The sequence below is a fragment of the Polaribacter sp. Asnod1-A03 genome (genome assembly GCF_045063585.1).
GTDB lineage: Bacteria > Bacteroidota > Bacteroidia > Flavobacteriales > Flavobacteriaceae > Polaribacter.
On the sequence record NZ_JBEFOE010000009.1, the window covers coordinates 801,991 to 821,271 of the forward strand.

Here is a 19,281-nt window from a genome sequence, read left to right on the forward strand (position 1 = left end):
AAAAAGCCTACATTAGTGAGGTTTTTTAAACTCCAAATATGGTTACTTATAGGACTAACTAACTGTTCAAGAATCCACTCGAGGCGGCATGCTTTAGTAGTTAAGACTCATCCTTCATAATTGAATCGTGTTGAGTTTAATAAACAATTTACTAACGTAGGCAGTGTGTTGTTAATGTATATTTTAAAGAACTTATTCTAAATGAGAATCAACTAAATTAGTTAATTCATTTAATTTATCTACTACTTCTCTATCTGTCGAATCTCTTTCTAATGCAGATATTTCTACTTTAGAAGCAAATTGTAATGCACACATAGCCAAAACATCTTGTTTATCGCTAACTGCATAATTTTGCTCATAAATAGATATTAATTTGTTAATAGCAGTTGCTGCTTTCCTCATCCCCTCTTCTTCTTTTGTGTTATTAACACTTAAAGGATAAGTTCTACCTGCTATTACAATATTAATTTTTAGTTTACCCACTATTTAAAGAACGCTATTCGTTTAATTGAATAATACATTTATCAATTTCTCTAATTAATGTATTTATTTTGAGTTTTGTATCTTTTGTATCTTCCCCGCTGCCCTCTATAGTTTTTGCAATTTTAAGCAAATCATACTGTTTTTTCTGTTCTGCAAATAACTGTTCTCTTTTTATTAATTGATGTTGTAATTTTGTGGTATTCTGAAGCAATATTTCATTTTCTTTTTTTAAAAATTCATAATTAGAAATTAAATTTTTTAACTTATTTTCCAGTAAATGAATTGCTTCGATTGTATTACTCATCTAATTTAAAGAATAAAACTATAGCTACAAAGTTAACATTCTGTTTTAAACTTTACAACATTTAATTGCTTTTTTACTAACGGTATGGTTTACATTATTTTAACTAAAAAAATCATTTTTACTACTTTTGTAAAAAATAAAAACCATTTTGAAGCAAATACTTATATTAACCCTATTTTTATCAACATTCAGCAGCTTTACACAAAAAAAATATCCTGATGATTATTTTCGAAATCCTTTAGATATTCCCATTATTTTATCAGGAACTTTTGGTGAATTAAGAAGTAATCATTTTCACTCAGGTGTAGATATTAAAACCCAAGGAGTACAAGGTTTAAAAGTGTATGCTGTTGCAGATGGTTATGTTTCTAGAATAAAAGTGGCGCAATATGGCTACGGAAAAGCTATTTATATTACACATCCCAACGGTTTTACAACTGTTTATGGTCATTTGAGTAAATATGCAGATAAAATTCAAGATTATATAAAAGATATTCAATACAAAAAAGAAAATTATGAAACGGGAAATTTATTTTTTAAAGAAAATCAATTTCCTGTAAAAAAAGGAGAAGTAATTGCTTTTTCTGGTGATACAGGAGGTTCTGGAGGGCCACATTTGCATTATGAAATTAGAAATACGGAATCTGAAAATGTAATCAATCCATTATTTTTTGGCTTAAATCCTACAGACACCAAACCACCAAGGTTTCAATCTTTAAAAGTGTATCCTATAAATGATGATTCTAGAGTAAATAATCAAAATAGAAGTTTTGTTCTTCCTTTAAAAAATTTAGGAAATGGCAAATACACCGTTACTAAAATTTCTGCTTCTGGTGATATTAGTTTTGGTGCTTATGTATACGACCAATTGAACGATGCCTATAACAAAAACGGAATTTTTAGTTTAGAGATGTTAGTAAATGGCAAGCGTTATTTTTATCATGATGTAGAAACTTTTTCTTTTTTCGAAAGTAAATACATCAATTTATATACAGATTACCCCCATTATAAAAAATATAAAAAGAAGTATCAAAAAACCTACAAAGAAGATGCAAATAAACTTTCTACTTACAAAGGATTAATAAATAACGGTGTCATTAATATTAAAAATGGGCTCAATTACAACATAGAAATTATTGCTAGAGATTATAATAATAACAAGAGTTCTATCACTTTTTCAGTTACAGGTAAAGAAAGCAACACTATCTTTTCTAAACCAAAAGACAGTACAGATTATAAAATAGTTGCTTCTAAATTTCATAAATTCAGTGAAGAAAATGTTACGGTTGCATTTCCTAAAAATACTTTTTACAATAACCTTTATTTAGATTTTGATGTTAATAATGGCGTTGCAAAAGTGCATAATCCTACAATTCCTTTAGATAAAAACTTTACATTAACTTTTAATGTTTCTAAATATTCTGATGCTGAAAAACAGCAAATGTATATTGCTAATGTAGACAACGTCAAATATCCTAGATATCAATTTACTAGAAAAAAAGACAGTACTTTTTATACAACTACAAAAACATTAGGTAAATACGCTTTAAAAACAGATAATCAAAAACCTAAAATAAACTTATTGTACTTTAAAGACCAACAATGGATTTCTAAATTAAAAACTTTAAAAGTTAAAATTTCTGATGTAGGTTCTGGCATTAAAAATTATAGTGCTTTTATAGACGGAGAATGGATTTTGATGGAATACAATCATAAGAAAAGAATATTAACTTATAATTTTAATGATAAAAAATTGGTTGGTAGCAAACATATCTTTAAAATTGTAGTCTCGGACAATGTTGGGAATACGAATACCCTTTCTGCAACGTTCTTTAAAAAACAAGTAAACTAACTTACGTGAAAAAAACTTTCTTCTTTTTATTTTTATTTCCTTGTATTGCTTTTGCTCAGAAAATGACAATTTTAAAAGGAACCGTCAAAAATAAAAACAAACAACCCATAAGGAACGTTTCTATAAAATATAATACTAGTGGTACAACAACCGATGAAAATGGTAATTACACTATAAGAATTCCCTATAAAAAAGAAATAACAATCATTTTTAGCCATATTTCTTATAGAACTTTTACCAAGAAATATATTGCCAATAGTAGAAATGGCGTACGTTATTCTATAATAATGACCTCTAAAACAGAAGAATTAGACGAAATTATTATTAAAGACAATAAAAAAAGCGCTCAAGGATTACAAAAAATAGACATTAATGTTGTTAAAAATGTAATTGGTCCTAATGCTGGTGTAGAAAATGTTTTAATGACTTTACCAGGTGTTAGTAATAACAACGAGTTAAGCACACAATACAATGTTAGAGGTGGTAATTTTGATGAAAATTTAGTTTATGTAAATGGTATAGAAGTTTACAGACCTTTTTTAATTAGATCTGGTCAGCAAGAAGGCTTAAGTTTTATCAACTCTAATATGGTGCAGAATATTAATTTTTCTGCCGGTGGTTTTCAAGCAAAATATGGCGATAAATTATCTTCGGTTTTAGACATTGCTTACAGAAAACCAAACGAAACTGCCACATCTATAGATGCTAGCTTACTAGGTGCTAGTTTAACTTTTGAAGGAAGTTTCTTAAATAAAAAGCTAAGTACAATTACTGGTGTTAGGTATAGAGATAACAGTTTATTTGTAAATAGTAAACAAATAGAAACTAATTTTAAACCAAGGTTTACGGATGTACAAACTTATCTTTCTTATGAGTTTTCAGAAAAAATCTCTTTAAATTTTTTAGGTAATTTTTCATTAAATAATTACGATTATCAACCTTTATCAAGAAGAACCCGTTTTGGTACTGTTGCAGATCCTTTAGAGTTAGTTGTTTTTTATACAGGACAAGAAAAAGACAAATATCTAACTCTTTTTGGAGCTTTGTCTGCTAATTATGAAGTAAATGATAATTTTACGCTTACTACAACAGCCTCTAGATACAACACACAAGAAGAAGAACATTTTGATATTGCTGCCTCTTATAATTTAGGTGAAGTTGATACAGATATTGGTTCTGAAAGTTTTGGAGAAGTAGATTTTTCTCAAGGAATTGGATCGCAATTAAATCATGCAAGAAACGATTTAGACGCCTTAATTACCAATGTACAAGTTAAAGGGACTATTAAAAAAGACCAAACTCAATGGAGTTTTGGTGCTAAATATCAAAAAGAAGATATTAAAGATCGTATTCGAGAATGGGAAATAATAGATTCTTTAGGGTTTTCTATAAGACCGCCAAATAGTATTAATAATAATCAACCTTACGAACCTTTTACAGGACCGATTACTCCATATCAAAATATTAGAAAAGATAATAATGTAGCTATTAATAGAGTTTCTGGTTATGTACAATTTAACCAACGTTCGTTTTTAAATGAACATGAAATCTGGTATAATTTAGGTATTAGAGCACATAACTGGTCTGTAAAAGGAAATGAGGTTGCTTCTAAGAATCAATTTATTTTTAGTCCAAGAGCGCAATTTGCCATCAAACCAGATTGGGAAAAAGACATGTTATTTAGAATTTCTGGTGGATTTTATTCTCAACCACCTTCTTACAGAGAATTAAGAGATTTTAATGGCGATATTAATGTGAATGTAAAAGCACAGAAATCGATTCATTTTGTATCTGGGATGGATTATAGCTTTAGTATGTGGGAAAGACCATTTAAATTAACCTCAGAACTTTATTACAAGAACTTAACAGATGTTAACGCTTATTCTATTGATAATGTAAGAATACGTTACAGAGCAGATAATTTAACTACTGCTTATGCTTATGGTTTAGATCTTCGTTTAAATGGAGAGTTTGTACCAGGAAGCGAAAGTTGGGTGAGTTTAGGATACTTAAAAACCGAAGAAAATATAGACAATCAAGGTTATATTGCTAGACCTTCTGATCAGCGAATTAAATTCGGAATTTTGTTTCAAGATTACGTACCTAATTTACCGGATTTAAAAGCATATTTAAATTTAGTTTATAATACAGGTGTTCCTGGTGGAGCTCCTTCTTATGCAGATGTATATCAATTTCAAGATCGATTAAGAGATTATAAACGTGCAGATTTGGGTGTTTCTTATATTTTTGTGGATGCTAATAAAAATTACACCACAGGTTGGCTATCTAAATTTAAAGAATTATCAGCTGGTTTAGAACTTTTTAATATGTTTGATATACAGAACTCAATTACCAATACTTGGGTTAGAGATGTATATTCTAAAATCCAATACGGAATACCAAATTATATGACTGGTAGAGTTTTAAACTTTAAAGTAGGCATGAAGTTTTAAATAAAAAAAGCGAGTTGATTTTCATCAACTCGCTTTTTAGTTAAAAACACTTTTAAATTATTCTTTTATAATTTTTTGGGTTAACAACCCTTTATCTGTTGATATTTTTAGAAAATAAATACCTGAAGATAAAGTTGTAACATTTATCAATTCTTTTTTACTCTGTAACAACTTTTTTCCCATCAAATTATATATTTCTACACTTTGTAACTGTATACTATTTGATAATGAAATTTGAATACTTGATGTTGTTGGATTAGGATAAATAACAATATTCTCTTTCAAAAAACTATCATTAGATAAAGTAGAAGAACAATCGGTACTGTAATTTGCTATTGTATCTTTTTGCCAATTTGAATTGGCCGTTGCAATAGCAACGTCATCAACTTGTATACATGTTAAATCAGGATTACCTGTAGCACTAAAAGTTGTTAAACTAGCATTTGAATTATTTTTTAAGTTTAAATACGTTAATTTATTATTAGATATATCAAAGTCTGTAATACTTGTTGTAAGAGATAAATCTGCTGATTCTATCAAATTATTAGCTACATTTAAAACTTTAATAGTTGCGTCTACAGCAACTGATCTTTTTTCTCCTGTTCTTTTTGATGAAAGTATAACGGCTTCTCCATTCAAAAGACTACTAATATCTGTAATACTATTTTCTGAAATATTAATACTTGCTGCATTTGTAAAAGCCTCTAATCCTATTACAGATGTAATATTTTGACCACTTAAATCTAAATCTCCAGTAAATTCTTGAGCTTCTTCATAAGTAATTACTCCATCCTTATTAGAATCTAAACCAGCTACTGCTAATAAAGCTGTTTCAAAATTTTCATCTTCTGTATATACCTCCCACTCTGCACTACAATCTGTATTAAAGTTTACAGATGCGTCTATACTTGTCCAATTATTAGTAGAAAACGTAACATCATCAACAGCAATACAAGATAAATTTGCATTGTTAGTAATATCAAACTCAACAATTGCTGTATTATTTCCGTTTTTTAAATAAGCTCTTTCTAGCACGTTGTCATTTAAAAATAACTTTGTAACATTTGTGTTTTTAGAAATATCAATATTTTCTAGTTTATTATTATTTAAATAAACTTCTTGTAATAATATGTTTTTAGAAATATCTACAGTTGTTAAATTGTTTTGTCCTAATAACAGTTGTGTTAAATTTATATTATTAGAAACATCAAAATCGCTTACACCAGAGTTTGATAAATCTATTCTATTTAATGCTGTATTATTAGAAAAATCATAAGTAGGTATTCCTGGATTATCTGTAGATCTAAAATCATATAATTTTACGTTATTAGAAATATCTATAGTTTTTAAATTAGTTTCAGAAACATACAATCTTTGTAAATCTAATAGTTGAGTAACATCTATAGTTGAAATTGCCGTTTTCCATAAATGGATTCTATATAATTTTAAATTATTTGAGAAATCTATTGATAATAAATCGTAATTCCAATCTAGTTCTAATTCTTCTAATTCTGTATTTTTAGAAATATCTAAAGCACTTAAGTTATTTATGTTTAACCATAATTTTTTTAATGATAAATTATTTGTTACATCTATTTCTGTTATCTGATTAATACCTGCATATAGAGATTCTAAATTAACTAGAGAAGTAATATCTAAAGCTGTTAATTGATTTGTATCAATACTTAAGTAAGAAAGTTTAGTATTATTAGATAAATCTATTATTGTTAAGTTGTTATCGTTAGCATTTAAACCCGTAATGTTTTTAAAAGCCTCTATTCCTGTTAAATCTGCAATGTCTAATGCTTCTAAAACTAAAGTTCCGGTAAAGGCTTCTGCCTCAGAAACCTGTATTTCTGAGTCTTCATTGGTATTTATAGTAGTATCTGCAACTAAAGCAGCTTTCATATTATAATCAGGAATATTAGCAGTGGCAGGAATATTACAATCTGTACTAAAGCTTACTGATGCATCAATTAAAGTCCAATTTTCGTTAGAAAAACTTACGTTATCTACTTGAATACAAGTTAAATTAGCATTATTGTTGGCAGAAAAATAGGTGAAATTTGAGTTATTCCCATTTTTTACATTTAACACTTCTAAGTTATTATCATTAGAACTAAAAGAAAATAGTTTACTATTCTTAGAAACATCTAAATAGGTTAATTGATTATAACCCACTCTAAAATCTTCTAAATCTGGCAACATAGAAACATCTATAGCTGATAATAAATTACCATAAATATCTATTCTTCTTAATTTTGTATTTTTTGATAAATTAATTGTTGATAATTGATTATTAGTTGTATATAACCATTCTAATTCTTTATTATTTGTAACATCTAAACTTGTTATTAGATTTTCATGTACAAATAAATCTACCAAATTAACCAACATAGAAACATCTATAGTTGTAATTTGATTTCTCATAACACCAAAACGTTTTAAAGCTAAATTTTTAGAAACATCAATACTTGTTAATAAATTGTCATTTAAAAATACATTATTTAAAAGTGAGTTCTTAGAGAAATCTACAGAAGAAATCTCATTAACTCCTGCTTCCAAAGAAACTAAATTAACCATAGCTTCTATTCCTTCTAAACTCTTAATTTTTTCCGTTACATTTGGTAATAAAGTATTATTTAAAGGATCTTGAATATCTAAACTGTCTATTGCTTCCGCCTCTGACAAAAGAATGGTTCCATTTAATCCATTGGTATCTAGACCTAAATCTATTAAAGCTTGTTCAAAATTTTCATCTGGTACAGAAATCGTTTGAGATAATAAATTAAGATTAAAAAATAATAATGATGTGACAAGAAGTAGTTTTATTTTCATCTTTTATATAAGTTAAATTAGTGTTTAAAATAAATGAAAATGAAAATGATGTACAATACCTATATATGAGTATTTTTTACAATAAAAAAGAGCTGATAAAAATCAACTCTTTTAAAAACTTTAATCTATTTTTAAAATTTTATTCTAATATCTGAGCAGCGTGTGCTTTCGTTTTTACTTTAGCAATAATATCTTCTATTACACCATTTTCATCAATAATAAAAGTTGTTCTATGAATTCCATCATATTCTCTACCCATAAATTTCTTTGGTCCCCAAACATTAAAAGCTTCTATTACAGCTTTATCTTCATCAGCTAAAAGCGGAAATGGTAATTCGTTTTTATTGATGAAATTTTGTTGTCTTTTTGCTGAATCCGCACTTACACCTAAAACATCATATCCTTTTGCTAAAAAAGTTTGATAATTATCTCTTAAATCACATGCTTCATTAGTACAACCTGGTGTACTAGCTTTTGGATAAAAAAACAATACTAATTTTTTACCTTCGTAATCAGAAAGTTTTATCGTGTTTCCTGCATTATCTTTTGCTTCAAATTGTGGAGCTTTATCTCCTATTTTTAGTGATGTCATTTTCTTATTAATTTTCTAAATTACAAAGTATGCAAGTTACAAAGTCTAATAATAAAACCCTAAAACTAACCTTTAAAATTACTTTTCAACTTGTATCTTTGTTACTCTTAAAAGTAAACAATGACCAAACAAGAAAAAGTACAGTTTGTAATTGACACGTTACAAGAAAAATATCCAGAAATCCCTATTCCTCTAGATCATAAAGACCCTTATACTCTTTTAGTGGCTGTTTTATTATCTGCACAATGTACAGATGTTCGTGTAAATCAAATTACACCTTTATTATTTGAAAAAGCAGATAATCCTTTTGATATGATAAAAATGTCTGTCGAAGAAATAAAAGAAATTATTCGTCCTTGTGGTTTATCTCCAATGAAAAGCAAAGGAATCTATGGTTTGTCTAAAATTTTGATTGAAAAATATAACGGAGAAGTTCCGCAAAGTTTTGAAGGTTTGGAAGAATTACCTGCCGTTGGCCATAAAACTGCAAGTGTTGTTATGAGTCAGGCTTTTGGAGTTCCTGCTTTTCCTGTTGATACGCATATTTTAAGATTAATGTATCGTTGGAATTTAAGCAACGGAAAAAGTGTTGCTCAAACAGAAAAAGATGCAAAACGTCTTTTCCCTAGAGAATTATGGAACGATTTACATTTACAAATTATATGGTATGGTAGAGAATATTCTCCTGCTCGTGGTTGGGATTTAGATAAAGATATTATTACTAAAACAATTGGTAGAAAAACCGTTTTAAATGAATATTATAAAAAAAAATAGTCTTTAATTATTTTACAAATAAAAAGGTCGATGTTAATTAACATCGACCTTTTTATAACTATATAGTTATAACTTTAAATTAGATAGACTCTAAAATAGTATTAAAAGTACTAATAGGTCGCATTGCAGCATCTGCTAAACTATCTGTTGGTTTGTAATAACCTCCAATAGCATTTGCTCTACCTTGAATTTCGTTTAACTCCGCAACAATCTTATCTTCATTTGCTTTTAAATCAGCTGCTACTTTAGTAAAAGAAGCTTTTAAATCTGCATCTTTATCTTGGTTAGCTAAACCTTCTGCCCAATACATTGCTAAATAAAAATGACTACCTCTGTTATCTAATTCACCTACTTTTCTTGATGGTGATTTATCATTTACTAAAAACTTATCTGTTGCATCATCTAATGTTTCTGCTAAAATTAAAGCTTTAGAATTATTATTAGTAGTACCTAAATGCTCTAATGAAACTGCTAGTGCTAAAAACTCTCCTAAAGAATCCCATCTTAAATGATTTTCTTCTAAAAATTGTTGAACATGTTTAGGAGCAGAACCACCAGCACCAGTTTCAAATAATCCACCACCATTCATTAAAGGAACAATAGAAAGCATTTTTGCAGAAGTACCAACTTCTAAAATTGGGAATAAATCTGTTAAATAATCTCGTAAAACGTTACCAGAAACAGAAATAGTATCTTCTCCTTTTGCTATTCTTTCACAAGTAAATTCAGTTGCTTCTATTGGTGATAAAATTCTAATATCTAAACCTTCTGTATCGTGCGTTGGTAAATATTTATTTACTTTTTTAATAATTTCAGCATCATGTGCTCTATTTTCATCTAACCAAAAAACGGCAGGAGTTTCTGAAGCTCTAGCTCTTGTTACTGCTAATTTAATCCAATCTTGAATTGGTAAATCTTTAGCTTGACACATTCTCCAAATATCACCTTCTTCAACAGCATGTTCTAAAAGTGTGTTTCCTAATGCATCTACAACGATTACTGTTCCTGCAGAAGCTATTTGAAAAGTTTTATCATGAGAACCATATTCTTCTGCCTTTTGGGCCATTAAACCAACATTAGGTACAGTACCCATTGTTGTAGGATCAAAAGCACCATGCTTTTTACAGAAATCAATTGTTGCTGAATAAATACCAGCATAAGAACTATCAGGAATTACTGCTTTTGTATCTTGTAACTCTCCTTTAGCATTCCACATTCTACCAGAAGTTCTAATCATTGCTGGCATAGAAGCATCTATAATTACATCAGAAGGTACATGTAAGTTTGTAATTCCTTTATCAGAATTTACCATTGCTAAATCTGCATTTTTTGCAAAAGCAGCATCTATATCAGCTAAAATCTCTGCTTTTTTATCTGCAGAAACCTCATCAAGATTACTTAACAAGTTACCAAAACCATTATTGACATCAACCCCAATTTCTTCAAAAATAGTTGCATGTTTTTCAAATAAGTCTTTAAAATATGTTTTTACTGCTAAACCAAAAATAATTGGATCAGAAACCTTCATCATTGTAGCTTTCATATGTAATGAAAGTAATATACCTTGTTCTGCAGCGTCTGTAAATTCTTTATCTAAGAAAGAAAGTAATGCTTTTTTACTCATTATAGTAGCATCAATAATTTCTCCTTCTAAAATAGGAAAAGATTCTTTTAAAACAGTTTCAGAACCGTTAGAATCTATATGTTTTATAGTAACATCTGTAGCATCAGAAAGTGTGATTGATTTTTCATTATGAGCAAAATCTCCTTCACTCATTGTTGCTACATGAGTTTTAGAGTCAGAACCCCAAGCACCCATTGAGTGTGGATTTCTACGAGCGTAATTTTTAATTGCTTTTGGTGCTCTTCTATCTGAGTTACCTTCACGTAAAACAGGGTTTACAGCAGAACCTTTTACCTTATTATATAATGCTAAAACGGCTTTGTCTTCATCTGTTTTTACTTCTTCTGGATAATTAGGTAATTTATAACCTAATGCTTGTAATTCTGTAATAGCAGCTTTAAGCTGTGGTACAGATGCACTAATATTTGGTAACTTAATAATGTTAGCCTCTGGTTTTTTAGCTAAATCTCCTAAAAAAGCTAAAGCATCTTCTACTTTTTGTTCTTCTGTTAAATATTCAGAAAGGTTAGACAAAATTCTTGCCGCTAAAGAAATATCTTTAACTTCTAATTCAATACTTGAAGATTTAGTAAAAGCTTTTACTATTGGTAAAAAAGATCGTGTTGCTAAAGCAGGTGCTTCATCTGTCTTTGTATATACGATTTTAGCTATTTTGCTCATAAAAATATATTATATAATTGTAGAATTTTTTATTATTACTTCGTACGAAATCCTTTTCGTATTTTAGCGAAACAAATTTAACAATTAAAGATGAAAACTTAACTGCTAATACATCATTAATTAGATTGGTTTTGTGCTGTATTAGCAATTAAGTTTACTTTTCATTGAATATTTATTAAGCATAATAAAATTAAACAACATTTAGTCTATTTGTTATTCTAATTTCACCTAATAATCTATTAATTTATTTATTTATTATTTTTTCTGAAATCAATATTTAAACAAAACAAAAAACCTATTTTCAATAATGAAAATAGGCTTTTAATATTTATTTATAAAAAAAAAAGTTATCTAATCAATTTTTTATACTTGATTCGTTTTGGCATTAAATCTCCACCTAAACGTTTCTTTTTGTTTTCTTCATAATCAGAAAAAGAACCTTCAAAGAAATACACTTGACTCTCACCTTCAAAAGCTAAGATGTGTGTACAAATTCTATCTAAAAACCATCTATCGTGACTAATTACTACCGCACAACCAGCAAAGTTTTCTAAACCTTCTTCTAAAGCTCTTAATGTATTTACATCTAAATCGTTAGTAGGCTCATCTAGAAGTAAAACATTTCCTTCTTCTTTTAGCGTCATTGCTAAATGCAACCTATTTCTTTCTCCACCAGATAAAGTAGAAACTTTTTTATTTTGCTCACTACCAGAGAAGTTAAAACGACTTAAATAAGCACGAGAATTTACTTGTTTTCCTCCCATCATTACTAAATCTTGACCTTCAGAAAAGTTTTCCCAAATTGTTTTATTAGGATCTATATCAGAATGTGCTTGATCTACATATGCAATTTTTGCTGTTTCCCCTACTTTAAAACTTCCTCCATCAGGATTTTCTTCTCCCATAATCATTTTAAAAATGGTGGTTTTACCAGCACCATTCGGCCCGATAATACCTACAATTCCTGCTTGCGGAAGGTTAAATGCTAAATCTTCATATAAAATTTTATCATCAAAAGCTTTTGAGACTCCTGTTGCTTCAATAACATTGGTTCCTAAACGAGGTCCATTAGGAATATAGATTTCTAATTTTTCATCAACTTGTTTTTGATCTTGACTCATTAATTTGTCATAGTTCTTCAAACGTGCTTTTTGTTTTGTTTGACGACCTTTTGCTCCTTGACGAACCCATTCTAACTCTCGTTCTAAAGTTTTTTGACGTTTAGAAGCTGTTTTACTTTCTTGCGCCATTCTGTTCGATTTTTGGTCTAACCAAGAAGAATAGTTTCCTTTCCAAGGTATTCCTTCTCCTCTATCCAATTCCAAAATCCAGCCAGCCACATTATCCAAGAAATATCTATCGTGCGTTACTGCAATTACAGTTCCTTTATATTGTGCTAAATGATGCTCTAACCAATGTACAGATTCTGCATCTAAGTGGTTGGTAGGCTCATCTAATAATAAAATTTCTGGTTCTTGTAATAATAACCTACAAAGTGCAACACGTCTTTTTTCACCTCCAGAAAGTACTCCAACTTTTTTATCAGAATCTGGCGTTCTTAACGCATCCATGGCAATTTCTAATTTGGTATCTAATTCCCAAGCATTTGCAGCATCAATTTTATCTTGTAAATCTGCTTGCTGAGCCATTAATTTATCCATCTTATCGGCATCAGAATATACTTCTTCTAAACCGAACATGTCATTAATTTTGTTGTACTCATCTAAAATAGCAACCGTTTCTGCAACCCCTTCTTTAACAATTTCTAATACTGTTTTTTCTGGATCTAATTGCGGTTCTTGCTCTAAATAACCTACTTTATAACCTGAAGAAAAAGTAACATCTCCTTGAAAATTCTTTTCTACACCTGCAATAATTTTTAATAAAGTTGATTTACCAGATCCATTTAAACCTAGAATACCAATTTTTGCTCCGTAGAAAAAACTTAAATAAATATCTTTTAAAACTTGTTTACCTGTTGATTGATAGGTTTTAGAAACCTTATTCATCGAAAAGATAACTTTCTTATCGTCACTCATTATAATCTATTTTTATAATTTAATTTGAAAAATTGCTACTAGAAAAAATTGTAGACTTTATACTCTTCCTTTTAAGGCATTAAAAACCCAAGCAATACAGAAGAAACCAATACCTACAGTGGCAAAACCCCAACCTGCAACATCTTGGTATTTATAAGCACCTAATAAAATTAAAATAACTCCCATCATTAACATTAACATAGTTGCCCAACCTAAGACAGTGTTTTTGTTCATACCCATATTTCTAAATTAATTATTCAGACGCAAATATCGTTAATTATTCTTTTTATCAAACCATCAAATCTTTAATTTATTAATCAGTTTTAAATAACGGTTTAATTTCTTATCACTTTTGTTTGCTGTTCATACCGTAAAACTCTTTTTACTGCAATTTTTGGTTGATTTTTTTCCTTTAAATAACTTTGATATTTCATCCATTTTTTGAACTCTTTTTCAGACAAGAAAGTATTAAAATTATCATTTAATTTTTTTTCTAAAATATCAACTTCATTTTTAATTGGTTCTATAAAAACACTTGCTATTTTTAAAACTCCAGCTTTAACTTTATTGTCTTTTATTGTAGCTGTAGATTTTATTATAACATCAATATCAGAAAGTTCTTTAGCATTAGAATCAGATAATTCTTTAATAGCTTCATTATACTTTTTTATTCCTTTAATTATTAAAGTTTTTTTACTTCCATCTTTCACTTTTATTTTTATTTTTTTAATTACTTTTTCTTGTCCGTAATAAAAAATACCAGCGATAGAACTTGCATTGACATGAAGAATACCTTGACCTATTTCATTTTTTGGTAAACTTTTTATGTTACTATAATTCTGAGAGCTTATAGAAATTGAATACAAAATTATTAATGTAAAAATTATTTTTCTCATAGCTTTTATATTTAATAATTTTTAAAGAAAAGTAAATTTATTAATTTCTAGCAAGTTTACGTAATGCAACCCATTGTTTCATTTTTTCTCTAGAATCACAAGCAGGATACCCAACAACTGTTTTACCTGCTGCAACATCTGCAATAACACCAGAACCAGCACCTACTTTTGCGCCAGAATGTATAGTTACATGATCTTTAATAGAAGCACTTCCGCCAATTATTACTCCGTCTCCTAAAGTTACAGAACCAGCTAAACCACTACTTCCTGCCATAATACAACATCTCCCTAATACAGAATTATGCCCTATTTGTACCAAATTATCAATCTTACAACCATCTCCTAAAATAGTAGAACTAAACTTACCTCTATCTATGCAAGAATTTGCGCCAATTTCTACAGCATTACCAATAATAACATTACCAATATGTATAATTTTAACCAAACCTCTACCATCACTACTTGGTCTATAACCAAATCCATCTGCTCCAATACTAACATTTGTATGAAAAATACAATGACTACCTATAACACTTCTTTCTCTAATAACTGTACCAGACCAAATTGTTGTTAAATCTCCAATTGTAGTATCATCAAAAATAGAAACATTAGCATACACAGTAACTCCATCTCCTAAAACTACATTTTTACCTATATAAGAATTAGCTCCTATTTTGCAACCTTTACCTAATTTTACCGATTTGTCTATAACTGCTGTTGGATGAATATCGGTTTCAAAGTAAGGAGATTTTGGTTCGAAAGCTTCTAAAAGCACTGCCATTGCTAAATCTGCATTTTTTACTTTTATAAATGCTTTACCATCCTCTGGTAAAATTTTTATTTGTTCAAAAACAATTGCAACACTTGCGTTAGAATTTTGCCATAACTTAACATATTTAGGACTCCCTATAAAAGTAATGTTTCCCTTTTTTGCTTTTTCTATCTGTTCTGGGGCAAATATTTTTTCGTTACAATTACCAATAAGTTCACCGTTTACGAGTGATGCTATTTCTTCAACATCGAATAATTTCATAGTTCTTTTATTAATTTTTGCTAAATGTAACCTTTTATTATTAAACTCAGATAATTAAGAATTTAACACCTCTTGCTACATTAAATTATTGTCTAACACCTCTACTAGGTCTACCTCCTTCTTCGTTATTTTGAGAATCTCTAGGTTCTAAACTTTCTTTCTTATTATTTTGATATTTCATCCACTTTTTAAATTGTTTTTCTGATAAAATATTTTCTACTTCTTTATTTAATTCTTCTTCATATATAAGAATTTCTTCCTTAACTGGTTTAACTACCTCTTCTACTTTTTCTCTAATTTTTGTTCCTGCTTCTCTATTACCGGCACTCATTGTAGCATTTACAACAACATCTAAGTCAGAAAACTTCTCTGAATTTAAAAATGAAATTTCTCTTACTTTAGCATTATAATTTCTAAGTGATTTTTTTACTAAATTTTGCTTCTCTTCATCTTTAACTTTTAATTTTTTTATAATTTCACTCTCATCATAATAAAAAACCCCTGCAACATCACTTGCTTTAAACTCTTTAATTTCATCACTCTCACTTCTTTGTTCATTTTGAGATGGTCTGCCTCCACCACCTCCTGGAGGTTGCGCATAAAAATGGATACTTAATAATAATACAGCAATAAATAAGATATTCTTCATAATAAAAATTGTAATTAGTTTTATTAATTAGATGCTAATCCAATAAAAAACTTGTATTCTTTTTGTCTTATTACCTATTAAATTAGATTTCTGCTGCCAACCTCGCTCCTTGATTTATGGCTCTTTTTGCATCTAATTCACTTGCAAAATCTGCACCACCAATTACATGTACATTTTTATTTAAATCTAATAAAGGTTGGTATAATTCTTTTAACGGAACTTGACCCGCACAAATAACCACATTGTCTACTTCCAATATTTTTGTTTCATTATTCTGAATATAATGCAACCCTATATCATCTATTTTAGAATAAGAAACTTCACTAATAAACTGTACATTTTTCTTTTTTAAGTTTGCTCTATGAATCCAACCGGTGGTTTTACCCAATTTTGAACCAAACTTACCTTTACTTCTTTTAAACATAAAAACTTCTCTAGGTGATGCTTCAAATTCTGGTTTTACATTTTCTATTCCGGCTCTTGCTTCTAAAGATTTGTCAATTCCCCATTCCTTTAACCAAGCATCAATATTTGTTGATGTTACTTGTCCTTGATGCGTTAAATATTCCGAAACGTCAAAACCAATTCCACCCGCACCAATTACTGCAACACGTTTACCTACTGGTTTTTTGTGTTTTAAAATATCAATATAACTTAACACTTTTGAGTGATTAATTCCATCGATTTTTAATGATCTCGGTTCTATACCAGTTGCGATAATTATTTCTTCAAAATCTAAATCTTTTAAATTTTCAATAGAAACTTTGGTATTCAATTTTAAGTTTACTTGATTGATCTCTATTTGTCTTTTAAAATAACGCAAGGTTTCATAAAACTCTTCTTTACCCGGAATTTGTTTTGCAATATTAAACTGTCCTCCAATTTCATTATTCGCATCAAATAAGGTAACAAAATGACCTCTCTGTGCGGCAATTGTTGCTGCAGATAAACCTGCAGGACCTGCACCTACAACTGCAATTTTCTTTTTATTTTTTGTTGGATGATAATTCAATTCTGTTTCATGGCAAGCTCTAGGATTTACCAAACAACTGGCAACTTTTTGCTGAAAAACATGATCTAGACAAGCCTGATTACATGCAATACACGTGTTTATTTCATCATCTTTCTCTTCTTTAGCTTTGTTTACCCATTCTGGATCAGACAAAAAAGGGCGAGCCATAGAAATTATATCTGCATCTCCTTCTGATAAAATTTTCTCCGCTGTTTCTGGCATATTTATTCTGTTAGAAGTTATTAACGGAATTGACAATTCTTCTTTCATTTTCTTTGTTACCCAAGTAAAAGCAGCTCTAGGGACCGAAGTTGCAATTGTAGGTATTCTAGATTCATGCCAACCAATTCCGGTATTTATAATTGTTGCTCCAGCGTTTTCTATTTCTTTACCTAACTGAACTACTTCTTGCCAATTACTTCCGCTTTCAACCAAATCTAACATGGATAATCTATAGATAATAATAAAATTAGTACCAACAGATTCTCTAATTTGTCTTATAATTTCTATAGCTAAACGAATTCTATTTTCATATTCACCTCCAAAATCATCATTTCTCTTATTTGTTTTTTTTACTATAAATTGATTGATTAAATATCCTTCTGACCCCATAATTTCTACACCGTCATAACCCGCCATCTTAGATAATTCCGCAGAATTAACAAAATCATTTATAGTTCTTTTAATACCTCTTTTTGTTAATTTAAAAGGCTTAAATGGTGTAATTGGCGATTTTATTTTTGAAGGTGCTACATTAAAAGGATGATAACCATAACGACCAGCATGTAAAATTTGCATGCATATTTTACCACCTTCTTTATGTACTGCTTCTGTTATTTTTTGATGATAGATAGCATGTTTCTCTGTAGACATTCTTGCAGAAAATGGCGCAGTCCAACCTTGTATATTTGGAGATATTCCACCTGTAACAATTAAACCAACTCCTCCTTTTGCTCTCTCTGCGTAATAAGCTGCAATTTTATCAACTCCGTTTTTTTCTTCTTCTAAACCTGTATGCATAGAACCCATCAAAATTCTATTTTTTAAGATAGTAAATCCTAAGTCTAAAGGTGTAAAAATGTGCTTATATTTCATATTCTTTTTAGTTAATTTATTATGCACGCATAATACTTATGCAATATAAGTTTTATTTATCAAAAAAATGCATCACAATAAATCAGTTAAAACCTATTAAGATTTCTTTAACTATAATAATATCATTTCAGCTAAAATGTCAATCGATAGCACCAAAATATAGTTTTCAAATCATCGAATTTTGCATCGAACTTAAAATTTAAATTATGAATGTAAATGATAAAGTAGTTATAATAACAGGTGCATCTAGTGGTATTGGAAAGGCAACAGCCTTAAAAATGGCTAAAGAAGGTGCTAAGGTTGTTTTAACTGCAAGAAGTGAGAATAAATTAAAAGATCTAGCAAAAGAAATTGAAAAAGGAAAAGGAACAGCTTTAGTTATTACAGCCGATGTTACAAAAATAGATGAGTTTAAAAAGGTTGTAGAAAAAGCTAAAAAAGAATTTGGTACCGTACATATACTAATTAATAATGCTGGTTTAATGCCTCTATCTTATGTAGAAAAATTTAAAACTGGTGATTGGAATAAAATGGTTGATGTTAATATTAAAGGTGTATTAAATGGTGTTGAAGCTGTTCTACCAACTTTAATTGAAAACAAAAATGGACATATAATTAATATTTCATCAACAGCTGCCTATAATTATTTTCCTGGTGGAGCTGTGTATTGTGCTACAAAAGCTGCAGTACAAATGTTTTCTGAAGGTTTAAGAAAAGAAATTTCTGCAAAACATGGTATTAACGTAACCTCTATAGAACCTGGTGCTGTAGATACTTCTCTATTTGAAACAATTACAGATGAAGACATTTTAGAAGAATTAAAGGGCATGAAAAAAATGACATCTTTACAAGCAGAAGATATTGCCAATGCAATATTTTATGCAGTAAATCAACCTAAAAGAGCTAATATTAATAATATTCACATTTTACCGAGTGAACAACAATAAAACTTATAC

At 29.0% G+C, this 19,281-nt stretch carries 15 protein-coding genes and 1 other RNA gene; 4 read left to right on the plus strand and 12 right to left on the minus strand.

From position 1 onward, the window contains the following. Positions 1 to 27 precede the first annotated feature (27 nt). From ssrS to ACJJVY_RS04030, 3 genes are all read right to left on the minus strand, one after another. A non-coding RNA gene (gene ssrS / locus ACJJVY_RS04020) (6S RNA) lies at positions 28 to 136 on the minus strand. Positions 137 to 192: 56 nt separating this feature from the next. Beyond that, positions 193 to 483, minus strand: coding sequence for a cell division protein ZapA (locus tag ACJJVY_RS04025; RefSeq protein ID WP_405605419.1), 291 nt, complete (start codon positions 481 to 483; stop codon positions 193 to 195). A 13-nt stretch (positions 484 to 496) separates the two neighbouring features. Next, complete coding sequence (locus tag ACJJVY_RS04030; RefSeq protein ID WP_405605421.1) at positions 497 to 787, minus strand: hypothetical protein; 291 nt, start codon at positions 785 to 787, stop codon at positions 497 to 499. A gap of 148 nt (positions 788 to 935) precedes the next feature. Here ACJJVY_RS04030 and ACJJVY_RS04035 point away from each other — a divergent pair, with 148 nt between their 5' ends. Then, entirely contained in the window at positions 936 to 2,639 is a 1,704-nt protein-coding gene (locus tag ACJJVY_RS04035) for a M23 family metallopeptidase (RefSeq protein ID WP_405605423.1), read from the plus strand. A 5-nt stretch (positions 2,640 to 2,644) separates the two neighbouring features. Beyond that, complete coding sequence (locus ACJJVY_RS04040; protein ID WP_405605425.1) at positions 2,645 to 5,092, plus strand: TonB-dependent receptor; 2,448 nt, start codon at positions 2,645 to 2,647, stop codon at positions 5,090 to 5,092. A gap of 57 nt (positions 5,093 to 5,149) precedes the next feature. On the opposite strand, the gene ACJJVY_RS04045 is transcribed toward ACJJVY_RS04040, so the two are convergent. Beyond that, on the minus strand, positions 5,150 to 7,930 hold the full coding sequence (locus ACJJVY_RS04045) for a T9SS type A sorting domain-containing protein (RefSeq protein WP_405605427.1): 2,781 nt from the start codon (positions 7,928 to 7,930) through the stop codon (positions 5,150 to 5,152). Positions 7,931 to 8,069: 139 nt separating this feature from the next. Beyond that, on the minus strand, positions 8,070 to 8,522 hold the full coding sequence (gene bcp / locus ACJJVY_RS04050) for a thioredoxin-dependent thiol peroxidase (protein WP_405605429.1): 453 nt from the start codon (positions 8,520 to 8,522) through the stop codon (positions 8,070 to 8,072). 120 nt (positions 8,523 to 8,642) lie between these two features. On the opposite strand from bcp, the gene nth reads away from it, so the two are divergent. Then, entirely contained in the window at positions 8,643 to 9,296 is a 654-nt protein-coding gene (gene nth / locus ACJJVY_RS04055; protein ID WP_405605431.1) for an endonuclease III domain-containing protein, read from the plus strand. 79 nt (positions 9,297 to 9,375) lie between these two features. Here the strand turns inward: nth and ACJJVY_RS04060 are convergent, their stop codons facing one another. The 7 genes from ACJJVY_RS04060 to ACJJVY_RS04090 form a co-directional block, all read right to left on the minus strand. Continuing rightward, positions 9,376 to 11,601, minus strand: a complete 2,226-nt coding sequence (locus ACJJVY_RS04060) for an NADP-dependent isocitrate dehydrogenase (RefSeq protein WP_405605433.1) — start codon at positions 11,599 to 11,601, stop codon at positions 9,376 to 9,378. A gap of 347 nt (positions 11,602 to 11,948) precedes the next feature. Beyond that, entirely contained in the window at positions 11,949 to 13,640 is a 1,692-nt protein-coding gene (gene ettA, locus ACJJVY_RS04065; protein WP_405605435.1) for an energy-dependent translational throttle protein EttA, read from the minus strand. A gap of 57 nt (positions 13,641 to 13,697) precedes the next feature. Continuing rightward, a complete protein-coding gene (locus ACJJVY_RS04070; RefSeq protein ID WP_405605437.1) occupies positions 13,698 to 13,880 on the minus strand; it encodes a CAL67264 family membrane protein in 183 nt (60 codons plus the stop codon). 95 nt (positions 13,881 to 13,975) lie between these two features. After that, positions 13,976 to 14,536, minus strand: a complete 561-nt coding sequence (locus ACJJVY_RS04075; RefSeq protein ID WP_405605439.1) for a hypothetical protein — start codon at positions 14,534 to 14,536, stop codon at positions 13,976 to 13,978. 40 nt (positions 14,537 to 14,576) lie between these two features. Continuing rightward, a complete protein-coding gene (gene lpxD / locus ACJJVY_RS04080; RefSeq protein ID WP_405605441.1) occupies positions 14,577 to 15,569 on the minus strand; it encodes a UDP-3-O-(3-hydroxymyristoyl)glucosamine N-acyltransferase in 993 nt (330 codons plus the stop codon). A gap of 85 nt (positions 15,570 to 15,654) precedes the next feature. Beyond that, the gene (locus ACJJVY_RS04085) at positions 15,655 to 16,218 is read right to left on the minus strand and encodes a hypothetical protein (RefSeq protein WP_405605443.1); all 564 of its coding nucleotides are present in this window, start codon (positions 16,216 to 16,218) and stop codon (positions 15,655 to 15,657) included. Between the two features lie 82 nt (positions 16,219 to 16,300). Next, the gene (locus ACJJVY_RS04090) at positions 16,301 to 18,325 is read right to left on the minus strand and encodes an FAD-dependent oxidoreductase (RefSeq protein WP_405605445.1); all 2,025 of its coding nucleotides are present in this window, start codon (positions 18,323 to 18,325) and stop codon (positions 16,301 to 16,303) included. Between the two features lie 206 nt (positions 18,326 to 18,531). Here ACJJVY_RS04090 and ACJJVY_RS04095 point away from each other — a divergent pair, with 206 nt between their 5' ends. After that, positions 18,532 to 19,272 carry an SDR family oxidoreductase gene (locus ACJJVY_RS04095; RefSeq protein WP_405605447.1) on the plus strand — a complete coding sequence of 247 codons (741 nt, stop codon included), beginning with the start codon at positions 18,532 to 18,534 and terminating at the stop codon, positions 19,270 to 19,272. The last annotated feature ends 9 nt before the right edge of the window (positions 19,273 to 19,281 follow it).

What these genes read in the sequence shown, in the direction of transcription:
- ACJJVY_RS04030 (WP_405605421.1), bottom strand. Translation starts at nt 787, where the DNA reads ATGAGTAATACAATCGAAGCAATTCATTTACTGGAAAATAAGTTAAAA.
- ACJJVY_RS04045 (WP_405605427.1), bottom strand. Translation starts at nt 7,930, where the DNA reads ATGAAAATAAAACTACTTCTTGTCACATCATTATTATTTTTTAATCTT.
- bcp (WP_405605429.1), bottom strand. Translation starts at nt 8,522, where the DNA reads ATGACATCACTAAAAATAGGAGATAAAGCTCCACAATTTGAAGCAAAA.
- nth (WP_405605431.1), top strand. Translation starts at nt 8,643, where the DNA reads ATGACCAAACAAGAAAAAGTACAGTTTGTAATTGACACGTTACAAGAA.
- ACJJVY_RS04060 (WP_405605433.1), bottom strand. Translation starts at nt 11,601, where the DNA reads ATGAGCAAAATAGCTAAAATCGTATATACAAAGACAGATGAAGCACCT.
- ettA (WP_405605435.1), bottom strand. Translation starts at nt 13,640, where the DNA reads ATGAGTGACGATAAGAAAGTTATCTTTTCGATGAATAAGGTTTCTAAA.
- ACJJVY_RS04070 (WP_405605437.1), bottom strand. Translation starts at nt 13,880, where the DNA reads ATGGGTATGAACAAAAACACTGTCTTAGGTTGGGCAACTATGTTAATG.
- ACJJVY_RS04075 (WP_405605439.1), bottom strand. Translation starts at nt 14,536, where the DNA reads ATGAGAAAAATAATTTTTACATTAATAATTTTGTATTCAATTTCTATA.
- lpxD (WP_405605441.1), bottom strand. Translation starts at nt 15,569, where the DNA reads ATGAAATTATTCGATGTTGAAGAAATAGCATCACTCGTAAACGGTGAA.
- ACJJVY_RS04085 (WP_405605443.1), bottom strand. Translation starts at nt 16,218, where the DNA reads ATGAAGAATATCTTATTTATTGCTGTATTATTATTAAGTATCCATTTT.
- ACJJVY_RS04090 (WP_405605445.1), bottom strand. Translation starts at nt 18,325, where the DNA reads ATGAAATATAAGCACATTTTTACACCTTTAGACTTAGGATTTACTATC.
- ACJJVY_RS04095 (WP_405605447.1), top strand. Translation starts at nt 18,532, where the DNA reads ATGAATGTAAATGATAAAGTAGTTATAATAACAGGTGCATCTAGTGGT.